The 18,977-nt window shown below is 71.7% G+C and carries 16 protein-coding genes, 1 tRNA gene and 1 riboswitch; of the genes, 7 read left to right on the top strand and 10 right to left on the bottom strand.

Features of this window, described 5'->3' with window-relative positions; genetic code table 11:
- Positions 1-36: 36 nt before the first annotated feature.
- The 5 genes from EDD40_RS15250 to EDD40_RS15230 all read right to left on the bottom strand — a co-directional run bounded on the left by EDD40_RS15250 (position 37) and on the right by EDD40_RS15230 (position 4,842).
- On the bottom strand, positions 37-1,272 hold the full coding sequence (locus EDD40_RS15250) for a beta-ketoacyl-[acyl-carrier-protein] synthase family protein (RefSeq protein ID WP_123743499.1): 1,236 nt from the start codon (positions 1,270-1,272) through the stop codon (positions 37-39).
- On the bottom strand, positions 1,269-1,508 hold the full coding sequence (locus EDD40_RS15245; protein ID WP_053720023.1) for an acyl carrier protein: 240 nt from the start codon (positions 1,506-1,508) through the stop codon (positions 1,269-1,271). Before EDD40_RS15245 ends, EDD40_RS15250 begins: the two co-directional genes overlap by 4 nt.
- 61 nt (positions 1,509-1,569) lie before the next feature.
- Positions 1,570-2,547 carry a beta-ketoacyl-ACP synthase III gene (locus EDD40_RS15240; protein WP_123743498.1) on the bottom strand — a complete coding sequence of 326 codons (978 nt, stop codon included), beginning with the start codon at positions 2,545-2,547 and terminating at the stop codon, positions 1,570-1,572.
- Entirely contained in the window at positions 2,544-3,494 is a 951-nt protein-coding gene (locus tag EDD40_RS15235; protein ID WP_123743497.1) for an ACP S-malonyltransferase, read from the bottom strand. Before EDD40_RS15235 ends, EDD40_RS15240 begins: the two co-directional genes overlap by 4 nt.
- A 172-nt stretch (positions 3,495-3,666) precedes the next feature.
- On the bottom strand, positions 3,667-4,842 hold the full coding sequence (locus EDD40_RS15230) for a PucR family transcriptional regulator (RefSeq protein ID WP_123743496.1): 1,176 nt from the start codon (positions 4,840-4,842) through the stop codon (positions 3,667-3,669).
- A 116-nt stretch (positions 4,843-4,958) separates the two neighbouring features.
- Here EDD40_RS15230 and EDD40_RS15225 point away from each other — a divergent pair, with 116 nt between their 5' ends.
- Together EDD40_RS15225 and EDD40_RS15220 are read left to right on the top strand one after the other, a co-directional pair.
- The gene (locus tag EDD40_RS15225; RefSeq protein ID WP_246037672.1) at positions 4,959-6,470 is read left to right on the top strand and encodes an alpha/beta hydrolase; all 1,512 of its coding nucleotides are present in this window, start codon (positions 4,959-4,961) and stop codon (positions 6,468-6,470) included.
- 208 nt (positions 6,471-6,678) lie between these two features.
- A complete protein-coding gene (locus EDD40_RS15220) occupies positions 6,679-7,497 on the top strand; it encodes a mechanosensitive ion channel family protein (RefSeq protein WP_123743494.1) in 819 nt (272 codons plus the stop codon).
- Between the two features lie 137 nt (positions 7,498-7,634).
- On the opposite strand, the gene EDD40_RS15215 is transcribed toward EDD40_RS15220, so the two are convergent.
- Positions 7,635-8,882, bottom strand: a complete 1,248-nt coding sequence (locus EDD40_RS15215) for a phytase (RefSeq protein WP_246037671.1) — start codon at positions 8,880-8,882, stop codon at positions 7,635-7,637.
- A 146-nt stretch (positions 8,883-9,028) separates the two neighbouring features.
- A riboswitch (FMN riboswitch) is annotated at positions 9,029-9,152 on the top strand.
- A 48-nt stretch (positions 9,153-9,200) separates the two neighbouring features.
- Here EDD40_RS15215 and pnuC point away from each other — a divergent pair.
- Positions 9,201-9,833: a nicotinamide riboside transporter PnuC gene (pnuC, locus tag EDD40_RS15210; RefSeq protein WP_123748037.1), complete on the top strand. Its 633-nt coding sequence runs from the start codon at positions 9,201-9,203 to the stop codon at positions 9,831-9,833.
- On the opposite strand, the gene EDD40_RS15205 is transcribed toward pnuC, so the two are convergent.
- The 3 genes from EDD40_RS15205 to aceE form a co-directional block, all read right to left on the bottom strand.
- The gene (locus EDD40_RS15205) at positions 9,830-11,059 is read right to left on the bottom strand and encodes an extracellular solute-binding protein (protein ID WP_123743492.1); all 1,230 of its coding nucleotides are present in this window, start codon (positions 11,057-11,059) and stop codon (positions 9,830-9,832) included. The genes pnuC and EDD40_RS15205 overlap by 4 nt on opposite strands.
- Position 11,060: 1 nt before the next feature.
- Positions 11,061-13,094 (bottom strand): substrate-binding domain-containing protein, encoded by a 2,034-nt coding sequence (locus tag EDD40_RS15200; protein ID WP_148088809.1) that lies wholly within the window; start codon positions 13,092-13,094, stop codon positions 11,061-11,063.
- 157 nt (positions 13,095-13,251) lie between these two features.
- Positions 13,252-16,002 carry a pyruvate dehydrogenase (acetyl-transferring), homodimeric type gene (aceE, locus tag EDD40_RS15195; RefSeq protein ID WP_123743490.1) on the bottom strand — a complete coding sequence of 917 codons (2,751 nt, stop codon included), beginning with the start codon at positions 16,000-16,002 and terminating at the stop codon, positions 13,252-13,254.
- Between the two features lie 293 nt (positions 16,003-16,295).
- Between aceE and EDD40_RS15190 the strand changes: the two genes are divergently transcribed.
- The 4 genes from EDD40_RS15190 to EDD40_RS41020 all read left to right on the top strand — a co-directional run bounded on the left by EDD40_RS15190 (position 16,296) and on the right by EDD40_RS41020 (position 18,000).
- Positions 16,296-16,727 (top strand): DUF3052 domain-containing protein, encoded by a 432-nt coding sequence (locus EDD40_RS15190; RefSeq protein WP_123748036.1) that lies wholly within the window; start codon positions 16,296-16,298, stop codon positions 16,725-16,727.
- Positions 16,728-16,831: 104 nt separating this feature from the next.
- The gene (locus tag EDD40_RS15185; RefSeq protein ID WP_123743489.1) at positions 16,832-17,290 is read left to right on the top strand and encodes a peroxiredoxin; all 459 of its coding nucleotides are present in this window, start codon (positions 16,832-16,834) and stop codon (positions 17,288-17,290) included.
- Between the two features lie 39 nt (positions 17,291-17,329).
- Positions 17,330-17,401: transfer RNA gene (locus tag EDD40_RS15180), tRNA-Val, on the top strand.
- A gap of 80 nt (positions 17,402-17,481) precedes the next feature.
- The gene (locus EDD40_RS41020) at positions 17,482-18,000 is read left to right on the top strand and encodes a hypothetical protein (RefSeq protein ID WP_148088808.1); all 519 of its coding nucleotides are present in this window, start codon (positions 17,482-17,484) and stop codon (positions 17,998-18,000) included.
- Here the strand turns inward: EDD40_RS41020 and EDD40_RS15175 are convergent.
- Positions 17,898-18,404: a TIGR04141 family sporadically distributed protein gene (locus EDD40_RS15175; RefSeq protein ID WP_170185091.1), complete on the bottom strand. Its 507-nt coding sequence runs from the start codon at positions 18,402-18,404 to the stop codon at positions 17,898-17,900. The two genes, EDD40_RS41020 and EDD40_RS15175, sit on opposite strands and share 103 nt — an antisense overlap.
- Between the last annotated feature and the right edge of the window lie 573 nt (positions 18,405-18,977).

Here is an 18,977-nt window from a genome sequence, read left to right as displayed (position 1 = left end):
GGGGTGCTCCTCGTGGGACGGTCCGGTCCGGGATGATCAGGCTCCGGTGAAGACGAGCGAGACGTTGTGCCCGCCGAACCCGAACGAGTTGTTCACCGCGGCGGTCAGCTCGATCTTGCGCGGCTCGCCGGTCACGACCTCCAGCTGCACCCTCGGGTCCTGGTCGTCCAGGTTCAGCGTCGGCGGCACGATGCCGTCGCGGACCGACAGCAGCGTGGTGATCGCCTCCACCGCGCCCGAGGCGCCGAGCAGGTGGCCGTGGTTGCCCTTGGGCGCGGTCAGCACCGGGTGGTCGCCGATCGCCCGGCGCACGGCCTGCGGCTCGATCACGTCGCCCACCGGAGTGGAGGTCGCGTGGCAGTTGACGTGGCCGACGTCGGCCGGGTCCACGTCCGCGCTGCGCAGCGCCTTGGTGATGGCTCGGGACTGGCCGAGGCCCTCCGGGTCCGCCGCGGTGATGTGGTAGCCGTCGGACGTGGTGCCGATGCCCGCGAGCTTGCCGTAGATCCGCGCGCCGCGGGCGCGGGCGAAGTCCTCGCGCTCCAGCACCAGGATCCCGGCGCCCTCGCCGAGCACGAACCCGTCCCGGTTGACGTCGAACGGGCGCGACGCGCGTTCCGGGTCGTCGTTGCGGGTGCTCATGGTCCGGGCCTGGATGAAGCCCGCCATGGTGATGGTGGTGATGCACGCTTCCGCGCCACCGGCCACGACCACGTCCGCCTCGCCGGTCTTGATCATCCGCCAGGCCCAGGCCAGCGCCTCGGCGCCGGACGCGCAGGCCGACACCGGCGCGTGCACGCCCGCGCGTGCCTTCAGGTCCAGGCCGACGTGCGCGGCCGGGCCGTTGGGCATGAGCATCGGCACGGTCAGCGGCGAGACCTTGCGCAGGCCGGACGCCTCGATCAGGTCGTCCTGGTCCAGCAGCGTCATCGCGCCGCCGATGCCGGTGCCGATCACGACACCCAGCCGCTCCAGGTCCACGTCGTCCTCGCCGAGCCCCGAGTCCGCCCAGGCCTGGCGGGCGGCGACCACCGCGACCTGCTCGCAGCGGTCCAGCCGGCGCGCCTCGACGCGCGGCAGCACCTCGGTCGGCTCGACCGCGAGCCGCGCGGCGATCCGCACGGGCAGCTCGAACCGCTCCGCGAAGCCGCCGACCAGCGGCGTCACGCCGCTGCGGCCGGCCAGGAGCGCATCCCAGGTGGAGGCGACATCGCCACCGAGCGGGGTGGTGGCACCCAGCCCGGTGACGACGACGTCGTTGTTACTGGTCATGCGTTGCTGGCGATGTAGTTGACCGCATCGCCCACGGTCTTGAGGTTGGCCAGCTCGTCGTCCGGGATCTTCACGCCGAACTTGTCCTCGGCCTGCACGGCGATCTCCACCATGGACAGCGAGTCGATGTCCAGGTCGTCCACAAAGGACTTGTCAGCCGTCACGTCGGCCGCCTCGACACCGGCGACCTCCTCGACGATCTCGGCGAGCCCCTTCTGGATGTCCTCGTTGCTCACTGAAAATCCCTTCCCTCTTGCTTCGCCGGCCGGGTGGTCCCGCCGGAGTCTGGAATTGCGGTCACGGCAGCCGGACGACCTGTCCCGCGTAGGACAGGCCCGCCCCGAAGCCGACGAGCAGCGCCACGTCGCCGCTGCGCACCTCTCCCGCCGCGCGCATGTGGTCCAGCGCGAGGGGGATCGAAGCGGACGAGGTGTTGCCGGAGTCCACGATGTCACGGGCGATCACGAGGTCTTCACGCGCACCCTTGGCGCGCAACCGCTTCGCGATGGCCTCGATGATGCGCAGGTTCGCCTGGTGCGGCACGAAGACGTCCACATCGGACACCTCGATGCCGGCCAGCTCGATCGCCTTGAGCGCGATCGGCGCGATCTGCGTGGTCGCCCAGCGGAAGACCGACTGGCCCTCCTGGAAGATGGACGACGCCCGGTCCTTGATGTGGATCATGTCCACGAGGTCGCCCGCGCTGCCCCACGACACCGGGCCGATGCCGGGCTCGTCGGACTGCCCCACGACCGCCGCGCCCGCGCCGTCGGCGAAGATGATCGCGGTGGACCGGTCGTCGGGGTCGACCCAGTCGGTCAGCTTCTCCGCGCCGATGACCAGCACGTTCTTCGCCGTGCCCGCCCGGACCAGGTCCGAGGCGGTGCCCAGGGCGTAGCAGAAGCCGGCGCACGCGGCGTTCATGTCGAACGCGGCCGCGCCCGTGATCCCGATCCGGTGGGCGACCTGCGCCGCCGCGTTGGGGATCTGGGACGGCATGGTGCAGGTGGCCACGATGACCGCGCCGATGTCCGACGGGGTCAGCCCGGCGTCGGTCACGGCCTTGAGGCCCGCTTCGATCGCCATGTCCACCAGCAGCTCGTCCGGCTTGGCCACGCGGCGGTTGGCGATGCCCACCCGGTCGCGGATCCACTCGTCCGAGGTGTCCATGCGCAGGCTCAGGTCGTGGTTGCTGACGATCGTCTCGGGCTGGTAGCTGCCCATGCCCAGGATGCGGGTGCCGGCCGGGCCGGCAGGCGTCGAGAAGGTGGTCACTCGGCCACCTCCGACGGTGTCGCGGTGATCATCTCGACGACCTGGTCGAGCTGGTCGGGGGTCTTGAGGCCCAAGGTGGGTGTGCCCTTCAGTTCGCGCTTGGCCAAGCCGGTCAGCGCGCCCGCCGGCGGCAGTTCGACCACCGCGGTCACGCCGTGCCCGGCCAGGGTTGCCTGGCAGGCGTCCCACCGCACGGGGCGGGTCACCTGGGAGATCAGTCGGCTCAGCACCTCGTCGCCGTCGGACACCAGCGCGCCGTCGGCGTTGGACAGCAGCGGCAGCGCGGCGTCCTTCACCACGATCCCGGCGGCACGGGCGCGCAACGCGTCCTCGGCGGGGGCCATGAACCGGGTGTGGAACGCGCCCGCGACCTTCAGCGTGCGGATCTTCGCCCGGGTGGGCGGCTGCTCGACCAGGGCGGCCAGGGCGTCCACCGGGCCCGCGGCCACGATCTGGCCCGCGCCGTTGCGGTTCGCGCCGACCAGGCCGAGCTCGTCGAGCCGGGCCAGCACCTCGTCCTCCTCGCCGCCGAGCACCGCGGCCATGCCGGTCGGCGTCAAGGCGCACGCGGCGGCCATCTCGGCGCCGCGCACGGCGGCGAGCGCCACGGCGTCGTCCGCGCTCAGCACACCGGCGATCGCGGCGGCGGCCAGTTCGCCGACCGAGTGGCCGCCGACGACCGTGTCCGCGGGCAGCTCCACCCGGCGGCGCAGCTCCTCGTAGGCCAGCAGGGCGAGCGCGACCACCAGCGGCTGGGTGACGGCGGTGTCCTTGATCTCGTCCGCGTCCGCCGTGGTGCCCAGCCGGGCCAGGTCGAGACCGGTCGCCTCGGACCACGCGGCCACGCGCTCGGCGGCCCCCTCGACCTCGAGCCAGAGGGTGAGCATGCCGGGTGTCTGGGACCCCTGTCCGGGGGCGAGGAGCGCGATCACCCGCTCACTGAACACGGTCGCGGCCGTTCGCGGTGATGTCGCCACTGACGAAACCGGGGACGCTGGCTTGTAGGGTTCCTACAAATGTGACTCGTAGATGAACGTAGAACGACGGCGCGTGTTGTCGATCCCGACCCAATCGGACATGCGTTGTCCGTCACACTCGGTCGAGGGTCGTCCACTCAGGTCACCACAGACCGCGGGCGCGGGCCAGCCTCCCCACGGAGAGCGCCACCCGCAGCACCAGGGCGTCACGGGGGTCGTTGGCGTTGCGCCCGGTCAACTCCGTGGCGCGCTTGAGCCGGTAGCGGACCGTGTTCGGGTGCACGAACAGCTTGCGCGCGCACGCCTCCAGCACCCCGCCGACTTCCAGGAACGCGTCCACGGTTTCCAGCAGCGAGCCGCTCGCCTCCTCCAGCGGCCGGGCCACCCGGTCCACCAGCTGCCACTCGGCCTCCGGGTCGCCCGCCAGCGCCCGTTCCGGCAGCAGGTCGAGCGACCGCACGGGCCGCGGCGCGGCCGGCCACCCCACGACCGCCCGCAGCCCGGACAGCGCGTCGCTGGCGCTGCGGTGGGCTTCGGCCAGGCTCGTCACGGTCGGACCGGCGACCACCGGGCCGGGCCCGAACGCGTCGGACAGCCGGACCAGCGACTCGCTGCGGTCGGTCTCCCCGCCGAGCACCACCACCAGCCGCGAGCCCTGCACGCTCAGCAGCACCGGCCGGCCGACCCGGGCGGCCCGGCTGCGCACCTCGAAGACCACCGCCGGCGGGTCGTCCGACGGCGGGTTGCCCACCAGCACGGTCGCCTCGGCGGCGGGGTCCCAGCCCAGCGCGGTGGCCCGCGACAGCAACGACTCCTCCGCGTCGCCACGCACGATGCCGTCCACGACCAGCGCCTCCAGCCGGGCGTCCCACGCGCCGCGCGCCTCGGCCGCCGCCGCGTACGACGTGGCGGCGGAGAACGCGATCTCCCGCCCGTACCGCAGCACGCCCTCGGTCAGCAACGCCCGCTCGGCCTCGTTCTCGGCCAGCTTGGGCAGCAGCTGCTCGAACAGCTCCAGCGCGATCCGCACCAGCTCCACGGTCTGCCGCAGGCTCACCCACCGCGAGATGTCCTTGGGCGCGGAGCGGAACGCCTCGGCGGTCAGCCGGATCGCCTGCTGCGGGTCGTGCAGCCAGGACACGAACCCGGACACCCCGTTCTGGATCAGCAGCAGCACCCCGGCCCGCTGGTCGGCGGGCATCCGCCGGAACCACGGCAGGCGCTCCTCCATCTCGGCCACGCTCGCCGCGGCCAGGTCGCCCGACGCCCGTCGCAGCGTTCGCAAGGTGGCCCGCGACAACGCGGTTGAGCTGGTCATACCCCCACGATCGCACGGGCACTCAAGCGCGCCACCAAGGAGTGACACGCACTGACGCTCCGCGCCGATCCGCTTACCGTCGGTGGCATTCTGACCGGCTCGCCTGGGAGGGTCTCGTGCGCAGGTTCATGTCAGTCGGCCTGGTGGTCACCGCGGTGCTGGCGACGGCGGTCGCCCCGTCGTTCGGAACGGCGCGCAGCGATCCGCTGGCCGAGTTCCACACGCAGCAGCTCACCTGGTCGCCGTGCAAGCAGCTGCTGGAGTGCGCCGAACTGGTGCTCCCGCTGGACTACCGCAGGCCCGGCGCCGACCGGATATCCCTGGTCATCAGCCGGAAGAAGGCCACGGACACCGCTCGGCGGCGCGGCGTCCTCGTGCTCAACCCGGGAGGTCCGGGCGGCTCGGGCCTCGGCATGCCGTCGTTCCTGGCCGGCAGCGAGCTGGCGAAGGTGTACGACCTGATCGGGTTCGACCCGCGCGGCGTCGGCGGGTCGACCGCGCTGAACTGCCGCACGGTCCCCGAACTGGCCACCCTGGACACCCGACCGGCTGATTCCGAGTTCCCGAAGTGGGCCGCGGAGGCGCAGGCCGCCGAGGACGCCTGCCACCGCTCCGCCGGCGGCATCCGGCCGTTCGTCAACACCGCCAACACCGCGCGCGACCTCGACGTGGTGCGGGCCGCGCTGCACGAGGAGAAGATCAACTACCTGGGCTACTCCTACGGCACCTACCTGGGCGCGGTGTACGGCAGCCTGTTCCCGGCCCGCCTGGACCGCAGCGTGCTCGACTCGGCCGTGCACCCGGAGTGGATCTGGCGCGAGCAGTTCCGGGCGCAGGCGGTGGCCTACCGGCGCAACGTCGAGGCGTGGTCCACCTGGGTCGCCGAGCACCACGACCGGTTCGCGCTCGGCACGACCGCCGAGGCGGTGGTCGGCACGATCGAGACGGTCGCGACGACCCTCGCGCAGGCTCCGGTCGGCGGGCAGGACCGGACCCGCTTCGACGCGGCCGTCGGCGTGGGCGCCCGGTACCGTCCACTGTGGTCGGAGCTCGCGGTGCTGGTGGCCGGGCTGAAGACGGGCTCGTCGTCCGAGTCCGGCGCGCTGATGGCCGGCGAGGCGCGGGAAGAGCTGGTCTCCGGCGTGTTCCACACGGTGACGTGCGAGGTCGACTGGCCGACCGACCTGGAGACGTACTACGAGGACATGAGGATCTTCCGCGACCGCTACCCGTACGGCTTCGGCGTCATGCGCGCGGCGCCGACGACGTGCGCGTTCCGCAGCTTCACGCCGCCGGAGCCCGCCGTGGCGCTCAAGCGGGAGGGGTACCCCGTCGGGGTGGTCGTGCAGGCGGAGGGCGACACCCAGACCCAGTACGAGAGCGGGCCCGCCATGGCGGAACGGCTCGGGCACAACCTGGTCACCGTGCGGGACGAGGGCAAGCACGGCATCTACGGCAGCGGCAACGCGTGCGTGGACCGGGCCGTCAACCGGTACTTCGTCGACGGCGTGCTGCCGCCCAGCAGCTCCACCTGCCCCGGCGACCCGAGGCCGGACGTGAACCAGGTGACCTCGGCGCAGCACGTGCAGGCCTACCTCGCGGGCCGGGGCCTGTCCGCCCGGTTCTGACTTCCGGGGCACCACGCGAAAACGCCCGGCGCGGATTCCTCCGCGCCGGGCGTTTCCCTCTCCCCGGTCCCCACCGGTGACTCCACTCTGGACTGCCGACGCGAGAACCGCCACGTCAGTCACCCTTTCGTGCCACGACTTCAGGTTGCCGGGTGATGCGGGCTGAGAAACGATCCCGACCACAAGCGAACTGCGAAGGAGGGTCGTCGTGGGTACCCAGATCACCGAAGGACTCGGACAGGCGTGGGCGATGGTGGCCACGTTCGTGCCGAAACTCCTCGGCTTCCTCGTCGTGCTGCTCATCGGTTGGCTGATCGCGAAGGCGTTGGCCAAGGCGGTCGGGTTCCTGCTCAAGCGGGTCGGTTTCGACCGGCTCGTCGAGCGCTCCGGCCTGGGCGGCGCGATGTCGAAGTCCCCGATCGACGCCTCCAACCTGATCGTCAAGCTGGTGTACTACTTCGTGCTGCTGATCGCCCTGCAGCTCGCGTTCGGCGTGTTCGGCACCGGAAACGCGGTGAGCACCCTGCTCAACGACGTCATCGCGTACCTGCCGCGCATCGTGGTCGCCATCGTGCTGGTGCTCGTCGCCGCCGCGATCGGCAAGGCGCTCAAGGGCCTGGTGACCGGCGCGCTGGGCAACCGCCCGTACACGCGGGTCCTGGGCAACATCACCTACGGCTTCATCGTCGCGCTCGGCGTCATCGCCGCGCTCAACCAGCTCGGCATCGCCGTCGCGGTCACCCTGCCGGTCCTCATCACCGTGCTGGCCACGGTCGCCGGCGTGATCGTGATCGGCGTCGGCGGCGGTCTGGTCCGCCCGATGCAGCAGCGCTGGGAAGGCTGGCTCAACCGCATCCAGGAAGAGTCGGCGCACATCGCGCCCGCGCCGCGCCAGTCCCAGGACCCGATGACGAGCCGGGCGCAGGAACCGGTGACGGCCGCCGCCCGGTCGGCCCGGCAGGCGCAGGCGGACCCGCCGACCCCGCCGGCGGGCTTTCAGATGCCGCCGCACACCGAAGGGCGCTGACCCGCCGCGACCCCGTCGCGCCACGCAGCCGTCCGCGAGGGCGTCGACCCCACGGCGACGCGCTCGCGCACCGCCGACGGACCCCCACCCGGCACCTCGGGCGGGGGTCCGTCGGCGTTCGCGGCCGGTCCGGCGCCTCAGCCCAGCTCGTCCAGCACGTCCGCCCAGCTCACGTACGCGAAACCGGTCGTCGGCAGGCCGCCCTCGGTCGGGGTGCGCTCGCCGTCGTGCAGGACGAGCAGGCCTTCCGGGTAGGCCGGGCCCAGGTCGGCGGTCACCAGGTGCGCGCCGTCGGAGTGCTCGACCGAGTCGTTGCCCCGGCCCGCGCCGACCACGAACTCGCCGACGTAGGCGTTGCGGCCGGTCCGCTCGTAGGCCACGAACCGCGAGTCGCCCTGGCTGGAGGCGATCAGGTAGTCGTCCCCGACGGTCAGCCCCTCGGCGTCGGCGGTGAGGCGCCTGCCGCCGAAGCCGGGGTCCGCGCCCGACACCGAGCACTCCTCGGTCTCCGGGTCGTAGCTCTGCGGGACCCCGAACGAGCGAACCCGGTCGATCAGCACGGGCTTGCCGAACCCGGTGGCCCGCAGCGGCACGCGCCAGATGCCGACGTCCTCCTGCGCCGCGTACAGCACGCCGTGCGCTGAGTCGACCACCATGCCCTCCAGCTGGGGCCCTTCACCCGGCTCGCCGCACGGCGTCCAGGTCGTGCCGTCGGGCAGCGGGAACGACGACGGCAGGTCGAGCGCGGACACCACCGCCGTGCCGACCGAACCGGCCGGCCCCGCCGTCACGCGCAGCAGCGCGACCCTGGTCTCGTTGCGCCGGTTCGTCACGACCACCGGCGTGCGGCCGACGAAACCGGCCGCCAGGCCGTAGGCGGTGTGCTGGTCGTCCACTTCCTCCTCCGACGCCGAGAACACCGGCCGGGCGCCCGGGTCGGTCACGTCCCGCACGACGTCCGACCCCGCCGCCGCGCCGCGACCGTCGATCTCGTAGACCCGGATCCGGTCCCGGCCGCGGTCGCTGACGAACGCCAGGTCCCGCGTCCGCCCGCCGACCCGGACCGCGCCGAGCACGTCGACGTTGTTGAACCGGCCCGGCTTGGCCTCCGGCGTCGGCGCCGCCGGCGCGGGGTAGGTGCCCAGGGTGCGGCCGGCCAGGTCGAACGCGGCCAGCCCGCCTTCCTTCAAGGTGCCCAGCACGACGCTCTGCCGCTTCGCGCGCGGGTGCACCCAGATCGCGGGGTCGTCGGCGTCGGCGTTGGCGGGCCGCCCGGACGCGTCGTCGACGAACGCGCGGGTCTGGGCGACCGGCACGACCACGTCCGGCCCGGGTGAGGAGGCGATGAGCAGCGGCACCACCGCGGCCATGAGCAGGATTCGCATTCGCCGGAAGCTACTGGTCACCGGTGTACCGGGGCTGAAGTCGAGGTGACGACCTCGGGTGGGCGCGTTCTCGGATCTTGCGCACTGTGCCGTCGATCACCCCAGGAACAGTTCCGCGCGCGATGATGTTCCGACGCAATGAGAGACATGCGCTCCGGGGCTCGGTGGAAATCCGAACCGGCGGTGACAGCCCGCGACCCGCCCACCAGGGCGGTTGATCCGGTGGAATTCCGGGGCCGACGGTGAAAGTCCGGATGGGAGGCGCGCGTGCCGTGGTTCTGCCATGCCCCGGGAACGCCTGTCGGGATGGAGGACGCGGTGCACGTCTTGATGGAGCAGGGCTTCACGGTGTTGGGGCAGAAGGTGTCCTGGGCCGAGTTCATCGGGCAGGTCTTCGCGCTGGTGGTGGTGTACCTCGCGCAGAAGCGCTCGCTCTGGACGTGGCCCGTGCAGCTGGTCTCGGTCTCGCTGCTGTTCGTGGTGTACGTGTCCGCGCACCTCGGCGGCACGGCCGCGCGCCAGGTGGTGATCGCGCTGATCACCCTCTACGGCTGGTGGGCGTGGACGCGCCGGCGTGACCCGGTGTTCGGCGTGGTGGTCCGCAAGGGCACGGTGAAGGAACGCCTCGCCGTGGCGGTCGCGTTCGTGCTCGGCACGGTCGGGTTCGCGCTGCTGCTGGACGCGCTGGACGCCTCGTGGGCGCCGTGGCCGGACGCCGCGATCTTCGTCGGCACCGTGCTCGCGTTCACCCTCCAGGGCTTCGGCCTGGTCGAGTTCTGGCTGGTGTGGCTGGTGGTGGACGCGATCGGCGTACCGCTGCAGATCCAGTCCGGGCTGTACTTCAGCGCCGCGGTCTACACGGTCTTCGCCGTCCTGGTGATCCGCGGCTGGATCGACTGGAACCGCGCCGCGAAGCAGACCACCGCCCGCGTCGAGGCCGCCAAGCCCTAGCGGCCCTGCTCGGCCCGGGTCAGGTCCTCCGCGAGCTGGTCCATGGACTCGTCGACTGAGTCCGGTTCCTCCAGCACGTGGTGCAGGCTCTCCTGCATCGCGCTGGTCAGCGCGTCGTAGTGCGGGGACGGCCGCCGGGCCCGGGCGCCGAGCACGCTCTCGCGCAGCTCGGGCGGCACCAGGCCCGGCTCGTCGTAGAGGAACTCGATGGTGGGCGCGAACCCGGCGCGCTCGGCGAGCCGCCGCTGGTTCTCCACGCCGGTGGCGAACTGGATGAACCGGCGGGCGGTGGCCTGGTGGGCCGAGCACCGGGACACCGCCAGGTTCCAGCCGCCCAGCGCGCTGGGGCCCGGCAGCGGGACCGCGGCCCAGTCGCCCGCCACCTTCGACCTCTCCCGGTCGGCGAGCCGCGGGCCCGCGAACGGCCAGTTGCGCATGAACAGCGCCCGGCCGTCCATGAACTCCGTGAGGGAGGTGTTCTCGTTGTACTCGAGGGCCTCACGCGGGATCCAGCCCTGCGCGACGCCGTCCGCCAGGGCGCGCACGCCCTCCTTCGCCTGGGGCGAGTCCGGGTGTCGCAGGTCGCCCTCGTGCGCCCAGATGGCCTCGGCGGCGTTGACGGTCAGGCCCTCGTAGCGCCCGAGCTGGGCAACGTAGCCCTTCAGGTCGTAGTGCCCGGCGATGGTGCTCGCCTGCCACCTCAGCTCGGCCCACGTGGTCGGCGGCTCCACCTGCGCGTCGTCGAGCACGTCCTCGCGGTAGAAGAGCAGCCCGGCGTCGCTGCGCCACGGCACCGCCCACAGGTGCTCCCCGTCCGGGGTCTTCGCCGTCTCCACCGCCTGCGGCAGCATCCGGTCCGCCCCGAACTCGTCGGGGTCCAGCTCCACCAGGTGCCCCGCCGCGGCGAACGGGGCCGTCCACACCACGTCCACGGCCATCACGTCGTAGCAGTCGGGACCGCCGCGCACGTCCTCCAGGTCCTGGGCGCGGGCGGTCAACTGCGCGCGGTGGCCGTCGGTGGTGTCCGGCATCTCCACGAACGCCACCTTCTCGCGCCGGTCGGCCTGCGCGTTCCAGCGCTCCACCAGCTCGCGCACCTGCCCGTTCGCCGTGGTGTCGGGGCCGTCCACGAACGTGATCGGCCCGGTGCCGTCCGCCGCGTCGTCCTCCACCAGGGGCGTGCACGCCGTCAACAGCACCAGCAGTGGCACAAGGACGCGGATCATGTCAGTCTCCCCACGCGGCGCGCGCTATGTCGCCCAAGGCGCCTTCCTGGCGCTCAGACGGCCCAGAACCGTTCTTGTCGACGATCTCGTGGCAGGACCCGCCGTGATCGTCAGCGGCGGCGTAGAGGGCCGTTGAGGGCGTGCACGCCCCCTCCTCGAACCCGACGGCCACCACCTCGACCGCGCCGCCGAGGGTCGTCCTGACCTCCGGGGCCGGGGACCGCGTCGCCAGCACCACCACGTCCACCTCCCGCTTGACGGCTTCCTCGGCCAGGTGCTCCGACAGCGACAGGGCGATCACCACGTCCGCCGGACCGCCCAGCAGCCGCACCTGGTCGAGGAACCGGGTCGCGTCGGGGGAGCCGTCACCGGCCACGCCGATCACCCGCGACCGGCTCGCGGCCTTCCACGCGTCGCGGATCGCCTTCGCGTCCGGCTCGATCGGCAGCGACTGCGGCCGGTCGGCCCGCACCCCCGGCCCCGGGTCGGAGCCGACGTTCCAGTCCACGTCCCGGAACCCCGCCCGCCGGAACCCGTCCTGGGCGGGCGGCGCGAGCAGGTGCTCGTGGAACCGGTCCACGATGTGCCGCCGCCGCTCGTTGGGCGGCCGGGTCGGTCGCTCGACCTCCACGAACGGGTGGTCCAGCACCGGCACGCGGTCCTGCGGGTAGACCACCCGGCACCCCGTCGTGCCGGCCACCGCCTTCTCCGACCCGACCAGCAGCACGTCGCCGACGCACGCGGGCCCGGCGGTCGCGGCGCGGGTGATCTCGTGGAGCTGCCGCGGCACCTCCCGCGTCCGCAGGTACAGCCCGCCGAGCTTGGCGTGCGCCAGCGCGGCGGCGGCGACCACGCCGACACCCGACGAGGTGTCCACGGCGACCGTCCGCACCGCGTGCTCCCACCGGAACCCGCCGTCCAGCGCCACGGCCAGCTCCTCCGCCGCGCCCACGACCACCGGCGACACCGCCACGCTCCCGCGTGGGCGCAGCACGGTGTCCGTGCGCGTCCGCAGCGTCGCCTGGGCGGGCCGGACCTCCGCGGTGCTGTCGGGCAGCCACACGTGCGGTTCGGGGCCCACCGCGGTGAGGTCGGCCGTCGACCAACCCCGGCCCAGCGCCGCCGCGGCCTCCTCGTCGGAAGGGCCGCTGAACACGAGCGCGTCCACCTCCCGGCAGCCCAGGTCGTTGCGCCGCCGCGCGTCCTCCTCGAACTCCAGCGCGATCGAGCGGACGACCCCCTCCAGCTCGGTCGACGTCAGCACGTTGAGCTGGACCGGTGGCGGGCAGGGCGGCACGGCGGGCGGCGAGGCGCCGGCCGCGTTCGTCACGGCGACGAACAGCAGCACCGGCACCAGCGAGGCGGGCAGTCGGCGACGCCCGGCGGGCGGCGGTCCGGGCGTCCGCACCACCGGCTCCGCGGCGACCGGCTCCGCCACGGGGGCTTGCTCGACCGGGCCGCTGTGCGGCACGTGCAGCCAGGCGTGGCCGCGGACCTCCTTGACCTCGACGCCGACCCGGCGGAACGACTCCGGGTCCATCGCCGGGTTCGGCCCGACCACGTCCTCGTAGAACCGGTCGGAGACGATCAGCGCGAACAGCGCCGCCGAGCGGGCCACCGCCTCCCGCAGCGGTCGGGAGTCGAGCAGCCGGAACGCCAGCGTCACCTCGCCGCCGAGCACGCCGTGCTCGTCGTGCCGCACCTCGCCCGCCGTGATCGCCATCCGAAGCCTGATCCGGGCGTCCTCGGTGCGGGTCGCGTTGTAGCGGCGCAGCTCGCCCAGCAGCGCGTGCGGCAGCCCGCCGACCACCCGGCTCTTGGGCACGTCGGGCGGCACGAGCACGAGCACACCGTCGCCGCGGTCCTCGTGGTCGATCGCCGACCAGTCCAGTCCGCTGCCCTCGAACGCCGCCTCCAGCGCCGCGTAGAGGCCGCGTCGGATCTCCGCCTGCGGGGCGGGCGAGCGCCGGCTGAAGGCGACCACGTCCACGACCACGACCGTGCGGTGCACCGCGTGCAGTGGTTGCGTCCCCATCCGACCCCTTGTTGGAACGCCGGGTTGTGGGGCAAGTCTATGGTGCGGATCACAATCCGCAGCGGCAGAACGAAGATTCCCCTGGTCGGCCGCACTACTGCGGAAACGGCTCGGGGGCGGACGCGGGTTCGCGTCCGCCCCCGAACCGGTCAGCCGATCACGCCAGGCCGGCGTCCGAGGTGGACGGGCCCGCCGCGCTCACGTCGTCGATCTTGTACTTCCGGGCCGCCTGCACGACCAGCGACTGCTGGATCTCGCCGCGCTTGGCCAGCGCCGCCAGCGTGGCCACCACGACCGACTCGGCGTCGACCAGGAAGTGCCGCCGCGCCGCGGGCCGGGTGTCGGAGAAGCCGAACCCGTCGGTGCCCAGGGTCGTCATGTCCGTCGGCACGTACGGCCGGATCAGGTCCGGCACCGCGCGCATCCAGTCGGACACCGCGACCACCGGGCCGGCCGCGTCCGCCAGCGCCTGCGTGACGTACGGCACACGCGGCTCCTGGTCGGGGTGCAGCAGGTTGTGCCGGTCCACCTCGACCGCCTCGCGCCGCAGCTCCGAGTACGACGTCGCCGACCACACGTCGGCCTGCACGCCCCACTCCTCGGCCAGCATCCGCTGCGCCTTGACCGCCCACGGCATCGCCACGCCGGAGGCCAGCAGCTGCGCCCGCGGACCGCTCTGCGCCGACGCCGCCTGGTAGCGGTACAGGCCCTTGAGCAGGCCGTCCACGTCCAGGCCCTCGGGCTCGGCCGGCTGCTGGTACGGCTCGTTGTAGACGGTCATGTAGTAGAAGACGTTCTCGGCGTTCTCGCCGTACATCCGCCGCAGACCGTCCTTGACGATGTGCGCCACCTCGAACGACCACGCCGGGTCGTACGCCACCACGGCCGGGTTGGTGTGCGCCAGCAGCAACGAGTGCCCGTCGGCGTGCTGCAGGCCCTCACCGGTCAGCGTGGTGCGGCCGGCCGTCGCGCCCAGCACGAAACCGCGCGCCATCTGGTCCGCCGCCGCCCACAGGCCGTCGCCGGTGCGCTGGAACCCGAACATCGAGTAGAAGATGTAGATCGGGATCATCGGCTCGCCGTGCGTGGCGTACGACGTGCCCGCCGCGGTGAACGACGAGGTCGAACCGGCCTCGTTGATGCCCTCGTGCAGGATCTGGCCCTGCTCGCTCTCCTTGTACGCCAGCATCAGCTGGGCGTCCACGGAGGTGTACATCTGCCCGTTCGGGTTGTAGATCTTCTGCGCCGGGAACATCGAGTCCATGCCGAACGTGCGCGCCTCGTCCGGGATGATCGGCACGATCCGGCCGCCGATCTCCGGGTCCTTGGCCAGGTCGCGGACCAGCCGGACGAACGCCATCGTGGTGGCGACCTCCTGCTTGCCCGAGCCCCGCTTGATCACGTCGTAGACCTTGTCCCCGGGCAGCACCAGCGCCTTGGACTTGGTCCGCCGCTCCGGCACGAACCCGCCGAGCTGCTTGCGCCGCTCCAGCAGGTACTGGATCTCCGGGGAGTCCTTGCCGGGGTGGTAGTACGGCGGCAGGTACGGGTCCAGGTCCTTGTCCTCGATCGGGATGCGCAGGCTGTCCCGGAAGAGCTTCAGGTCCTCGTGGGTCATCTTCTTCATCTGGTGCGTGGCGTTGCGCGCCGCGAAGTGCGGGCCCAGGCCGTAGCCCTTGATGGTCTTGGCGAGGATGACCGTCGGCTGGCCGTGGTGCTCCACCGCCGCCTTGTACGCCGCGTAGACCTTGCGGTAGTCGTGCCCGCCGCGCTTGAGGTTCCACACCTCGTCGTCGGACATGGGCGTGACCAGGTCCTTCGTCCGCGGGTCACGGCCGAAGAAGTGCTCGCGGACGTAGGCGCCGTCGTTGGCCTTGTACGTCTGGTAGTCGCCGTCCGGCGTGGTGTTCATCAGGTTCACCAGCGCGCCGTCGCGGTCGGCGTGCAGCAGGGCGTCCCACTCGCGACCCCAGATGACCTTGATGACGTTCCAGCCCGCGCCGCGGAAGAACGCCTCCAGCTCCTGGATGATCTTGCCGTTGCCGCGGACCGGGCCGTCGAGGCGCTGCAGGTTGCAGTTCACCACGAAGGTCAGGTTGTCCAGCTGCTCGTTCGCCGCGACCTGGAGCAGGCCGCGCGACTCCGGCTCGTCCATCTCGCCGTCGCCGAGGAACGCCCAGACGTGCTGGTCCGACGTGTCCTTGATACCGCGGTCGCGCAGGTAGCGGTTGAACCGCGCCTGGTAGATCGCGTTCATCGGGCCGAGGCCCATGGACACGGTCGGGAACTCCCAGAAGTCCGGCATCAGCCGCGGGTGCGGGTACGACGGCAGGCCGCCGCCCGGTCCCGCGTGCGAGAACTCCTGGCGGAAGCCGTCGAGCTGCTCGGCGGACAACCTGCCCTCGAGGAACGCGCGGGCGTACACGCCGGGAGAGGCGTGGCCCTGCATGAAGACGTGGTCACCGCCGCCGGGGTGGTCCTTGCCCCGGAAGAAGTGGTTGAAGCCGACCTCGTAGAGGCTCGCCGACGACGCGTAGGTCGAGATGTGACCGCCGACACCGACGCCGGGTCGCTGCGCGCGGTGCACGGTCATCGCCGCGTTCCACCGGATCCAGGCCCGGTAGCGGCGCTCCACCTCCTCGTCGCCGGGGAACCACGGCTCGCGCTCGGTGGGGATGGTGTTGACGTAATCAGTGCTGGTCAGCGAAGGGACGCCGACGTGGCTCTCCCTGGCCCGCTCGAGCAGCCGCAGCATCAGGTAGCGGGCGCGCTGCTGCCCGCCGCCCTTGAGCGCGGCGTCGAACGACTCCAGCCACTCCGCGGTCTCCTCCGGGTCGATGTCGGGGAGGTGGGCGGCCAGACCGTCACGGATGACGCGTACCCGCTCGGGGGGGTTCTGCGGGGCCAAGGGATCTCCTCGTTCCGGGGTCTTCTCAGCTCCATCGTCGCCCGACAGTCACGGTCCCGTCACCTCTACCGGTGAGTAACTCTGGATCGTTTCTCTCGCGCGCGCGAATAGGAGGTGTGCAGAGCGTGCCTCATGAGGTCTGAGCGCCTCACTCGGGGGTACCCGATGCGGCGTGTCTTGGCCCTTACGGTTGCGCGTGGCGGGGCTGACAGTGTTCGCTAGCCGCGACTGGTAGTGACATCGCGGCAGTCGTACCCGGCTGCCGCTCTTGTGTACTTGGAGGAGTGGAAGCCGTGGTCGCCGCGGAAGACGCCGGCAAGATCGGTGTCGCCGACAGGCTCGGGATCGAACCGGGCAGCGTGGTCCAGGAGATCGGCTGGGACGAGGACGTCGACGACGACCTCCGTGCCGCGATCGAGGAGCGGGTGGGCGGTGATCTGCTCGATGAGGACTCCGACGAGGTCATGGACGTGGTCCTGCTCTGGTGGCGCGAGGAGGACGGCGACCTCGCCGACGCCTTGATCAACGCCACCACGGCCCTGGCCGACGACGGCGTGATCTGGGTGCTGACGCCCAAGACAGGTCGGGCCGGTCACGTCGAGCCGAGTGACATCGCCGAGGCCGTGTCCACCGCGGGACTCGCCCAGACCTCCAACATCACGGTGAGCGGTGACTGGTCCGCGACCAGGCTCGTCTCGCCGAAGTCGGCCAAGACGAAGCGCTAACCGCGAAGAAGGCACGCCGACCGCCATGCCCTAGGCTCGACGGCGGGCTCCCCGATCGGGTGGAGCCCGTTCTTCGGGTTGCACGGTTTCCTGTGGAGGGTCGCATGGTCGAGGTAGGCGCGCAGGCCCCTGACTTCACGCTCAACGACTACAACAAGCAGCCCGTGACGCTGTCCTCGTTCCGCGGGGAGCGCAACGTGCTGCTGGTGTTCTACCCGTTCGCGTTCAGCGGCATCTGCACCGGCGAGCTGTGCCAGGTGCGCGACGAACTGGCCGCCTACGAGGACGAGAACGTGCAGGTCATCGGCGTGTCCGTGGACACACCGTTCAGCCTGAAGGCGTGGGCCGCCCAGGAGGGCTACCAGTTCCCGCTGCTGTCGGACTTCTGGCCGCACGGGCAGGTGGCGCAGGCCTACGGCGTGTTCAACGAGCAGGCGGGTCTCGCGAACCGGGGCACGTTCCTCATCGACCTCGCCGGCGTGGTCCGCTACGCCGAGGTGAACGGCCCCGGCGAACCACGCGACCAGGAGGCGTGGAAGAAGGCCGTGGCCGCCCTGTCCTGATATCTTCCGGCGCCGGCCTCGGGCTGGTCGGCGCTTCGGGGGCGCGTAGCTCAGCGGAAGAGCACTCGGTTTACACCCGAGCGGTCGCAGGTTCGAATCCTGCCGCGCCCACTGCACCCCAGGGGGCACAGTCCCCAGACCCGCCCGGCGGCCTCCGCTTCCGCCCTTCGCTACGTCCTGAGAGCGCCGCTGTGGCCCTGTCGGGTCGCGCTCCGTCTGCGGCAGCGGGTCCGCCAGGTCCAGGGCAGTGCCAAGAGCACGCCTCGGTCTTCACGTCGGAGGTCGCCGAGGAGTTCGACGAGATCCTCAACGGTTCGACGAACCAGGGGCAGCGCTACACCTGGGGCAGCGGACTGGCCGTCGAGATCTCCGCACCCACCTCGTGCGAGCCCGGGCAGCACGCGGTGGCGCCGGACGTCGTCCGTGCGGCCAAGGTGACCGTGACCGTCATCAACGGCACGGGGAGAAGGTTCGACGTCGGTGTGCTGTCGTTCCGCAGGGAAGCGCAGTTCGACGGCAGGAAAGCGGAAGCCGTGTTCGACTCCGGCGGTCCGTGCGGGGGTGGTGGGCTGGAGAGCGCCACCGTTCTGCCCGGCAAGAGCTACACCTACGACATGGCTTTCGCCGTCGGTGCGCAGGCCGGGGAGCTCCAGATCACCTTGCAGCCCGATTTCGGCTCCGACAAGGCCGTGTTCGTGGGGATCGCCTGACCCACGTCGTGCCAGCGGCCTTCGTGGAGGCGGTAGGTGCGGTCCGCGATAGTGGTTTCGAAGGTGACCCAGCGGTCCATCGGGATCGGCGGGGTGAGCAGTTCTTCCAGTTCCCGGTCAGCGCAGGGGATCAAGCGGGACTGTCTGAGCTCGTCGGTCCTGGCGAATTCCGGGATCTTGGCGAAACGGGTGGTGACGGTGGTGATGTCCAGCGTCCGGTCGAGGGGGATCGGGCCGTAGCCGCCCACGTCGTTGGTGCGGAACGCGACCGTGTCCGCGGCTCGTCGCGCTGCGGCGGCGGGCCAGTGGAGGCCCAGGCGGCCGAATCGGGTGCTGCCGCCCAGCGCGGCGGCCAGTCGGCGTTCCAAAGCGGTTAACAGGGTGTGGTCGTCGACGCTGTGCACGGTGGTCGGGGCTCCTTCAGCAGGCGGCGGAATGACTGGCGGAGTTCGATGCGGTGCATTCACCGTGACGCCTGATCGGGCGAAATGGGCGGCTCGGTCGGCGAGCGGTGAGCGGATTGAGCCGAGCGGCGACAGGTCCCGGGTGGCCGGAGATGTACGCTGAGGTGCGGCGTTGGGCGTATTGAGTGGCGCCACCGGAGCGCAAGTCACTCGATGGAGTGATTATCGTTTACTGCCCGGTTCACGGTCTGAAGAGTTCCTGAAATCATCCTGCGCGGTGAATGGTTCGGCTGATCGGCCCGGTCACGCGGGAACCGTTCGGCGCACCGGGACACCCGCTCGTCCTGACGGGCTGGATAGCTCGTCAGAGTGAATGCGAGCCGCTCTCGAGTCGCTGTCAACCGGGTGGTCACCGCAATGGTGCGGTGACCACCGGTTGGCCTCGTGGATACCGTGTCCGGTCACGATCAGTCGTGATCGTCTTGCCGCGGTCCGCGACCACGACGGATGGCGGCGGTGACGGTCAAGGTCGCCACGGCGGCCTGCAGCACTGCTGTGATGAGCTCCAGCCAC

The sequence above is a fragment of the Saccharothrix texasensis genome (assembly GCF_003752005.1).
GTDB lineage: Bacteria > Actinomycetota > Actinomycetes > Mycobacteriales > Pseudonocardiaceae > Actinosynnema > Actinosynnema texasense.
This window is presented reverse-complemented; position numbering and strand designations above follow the sequence as displayed.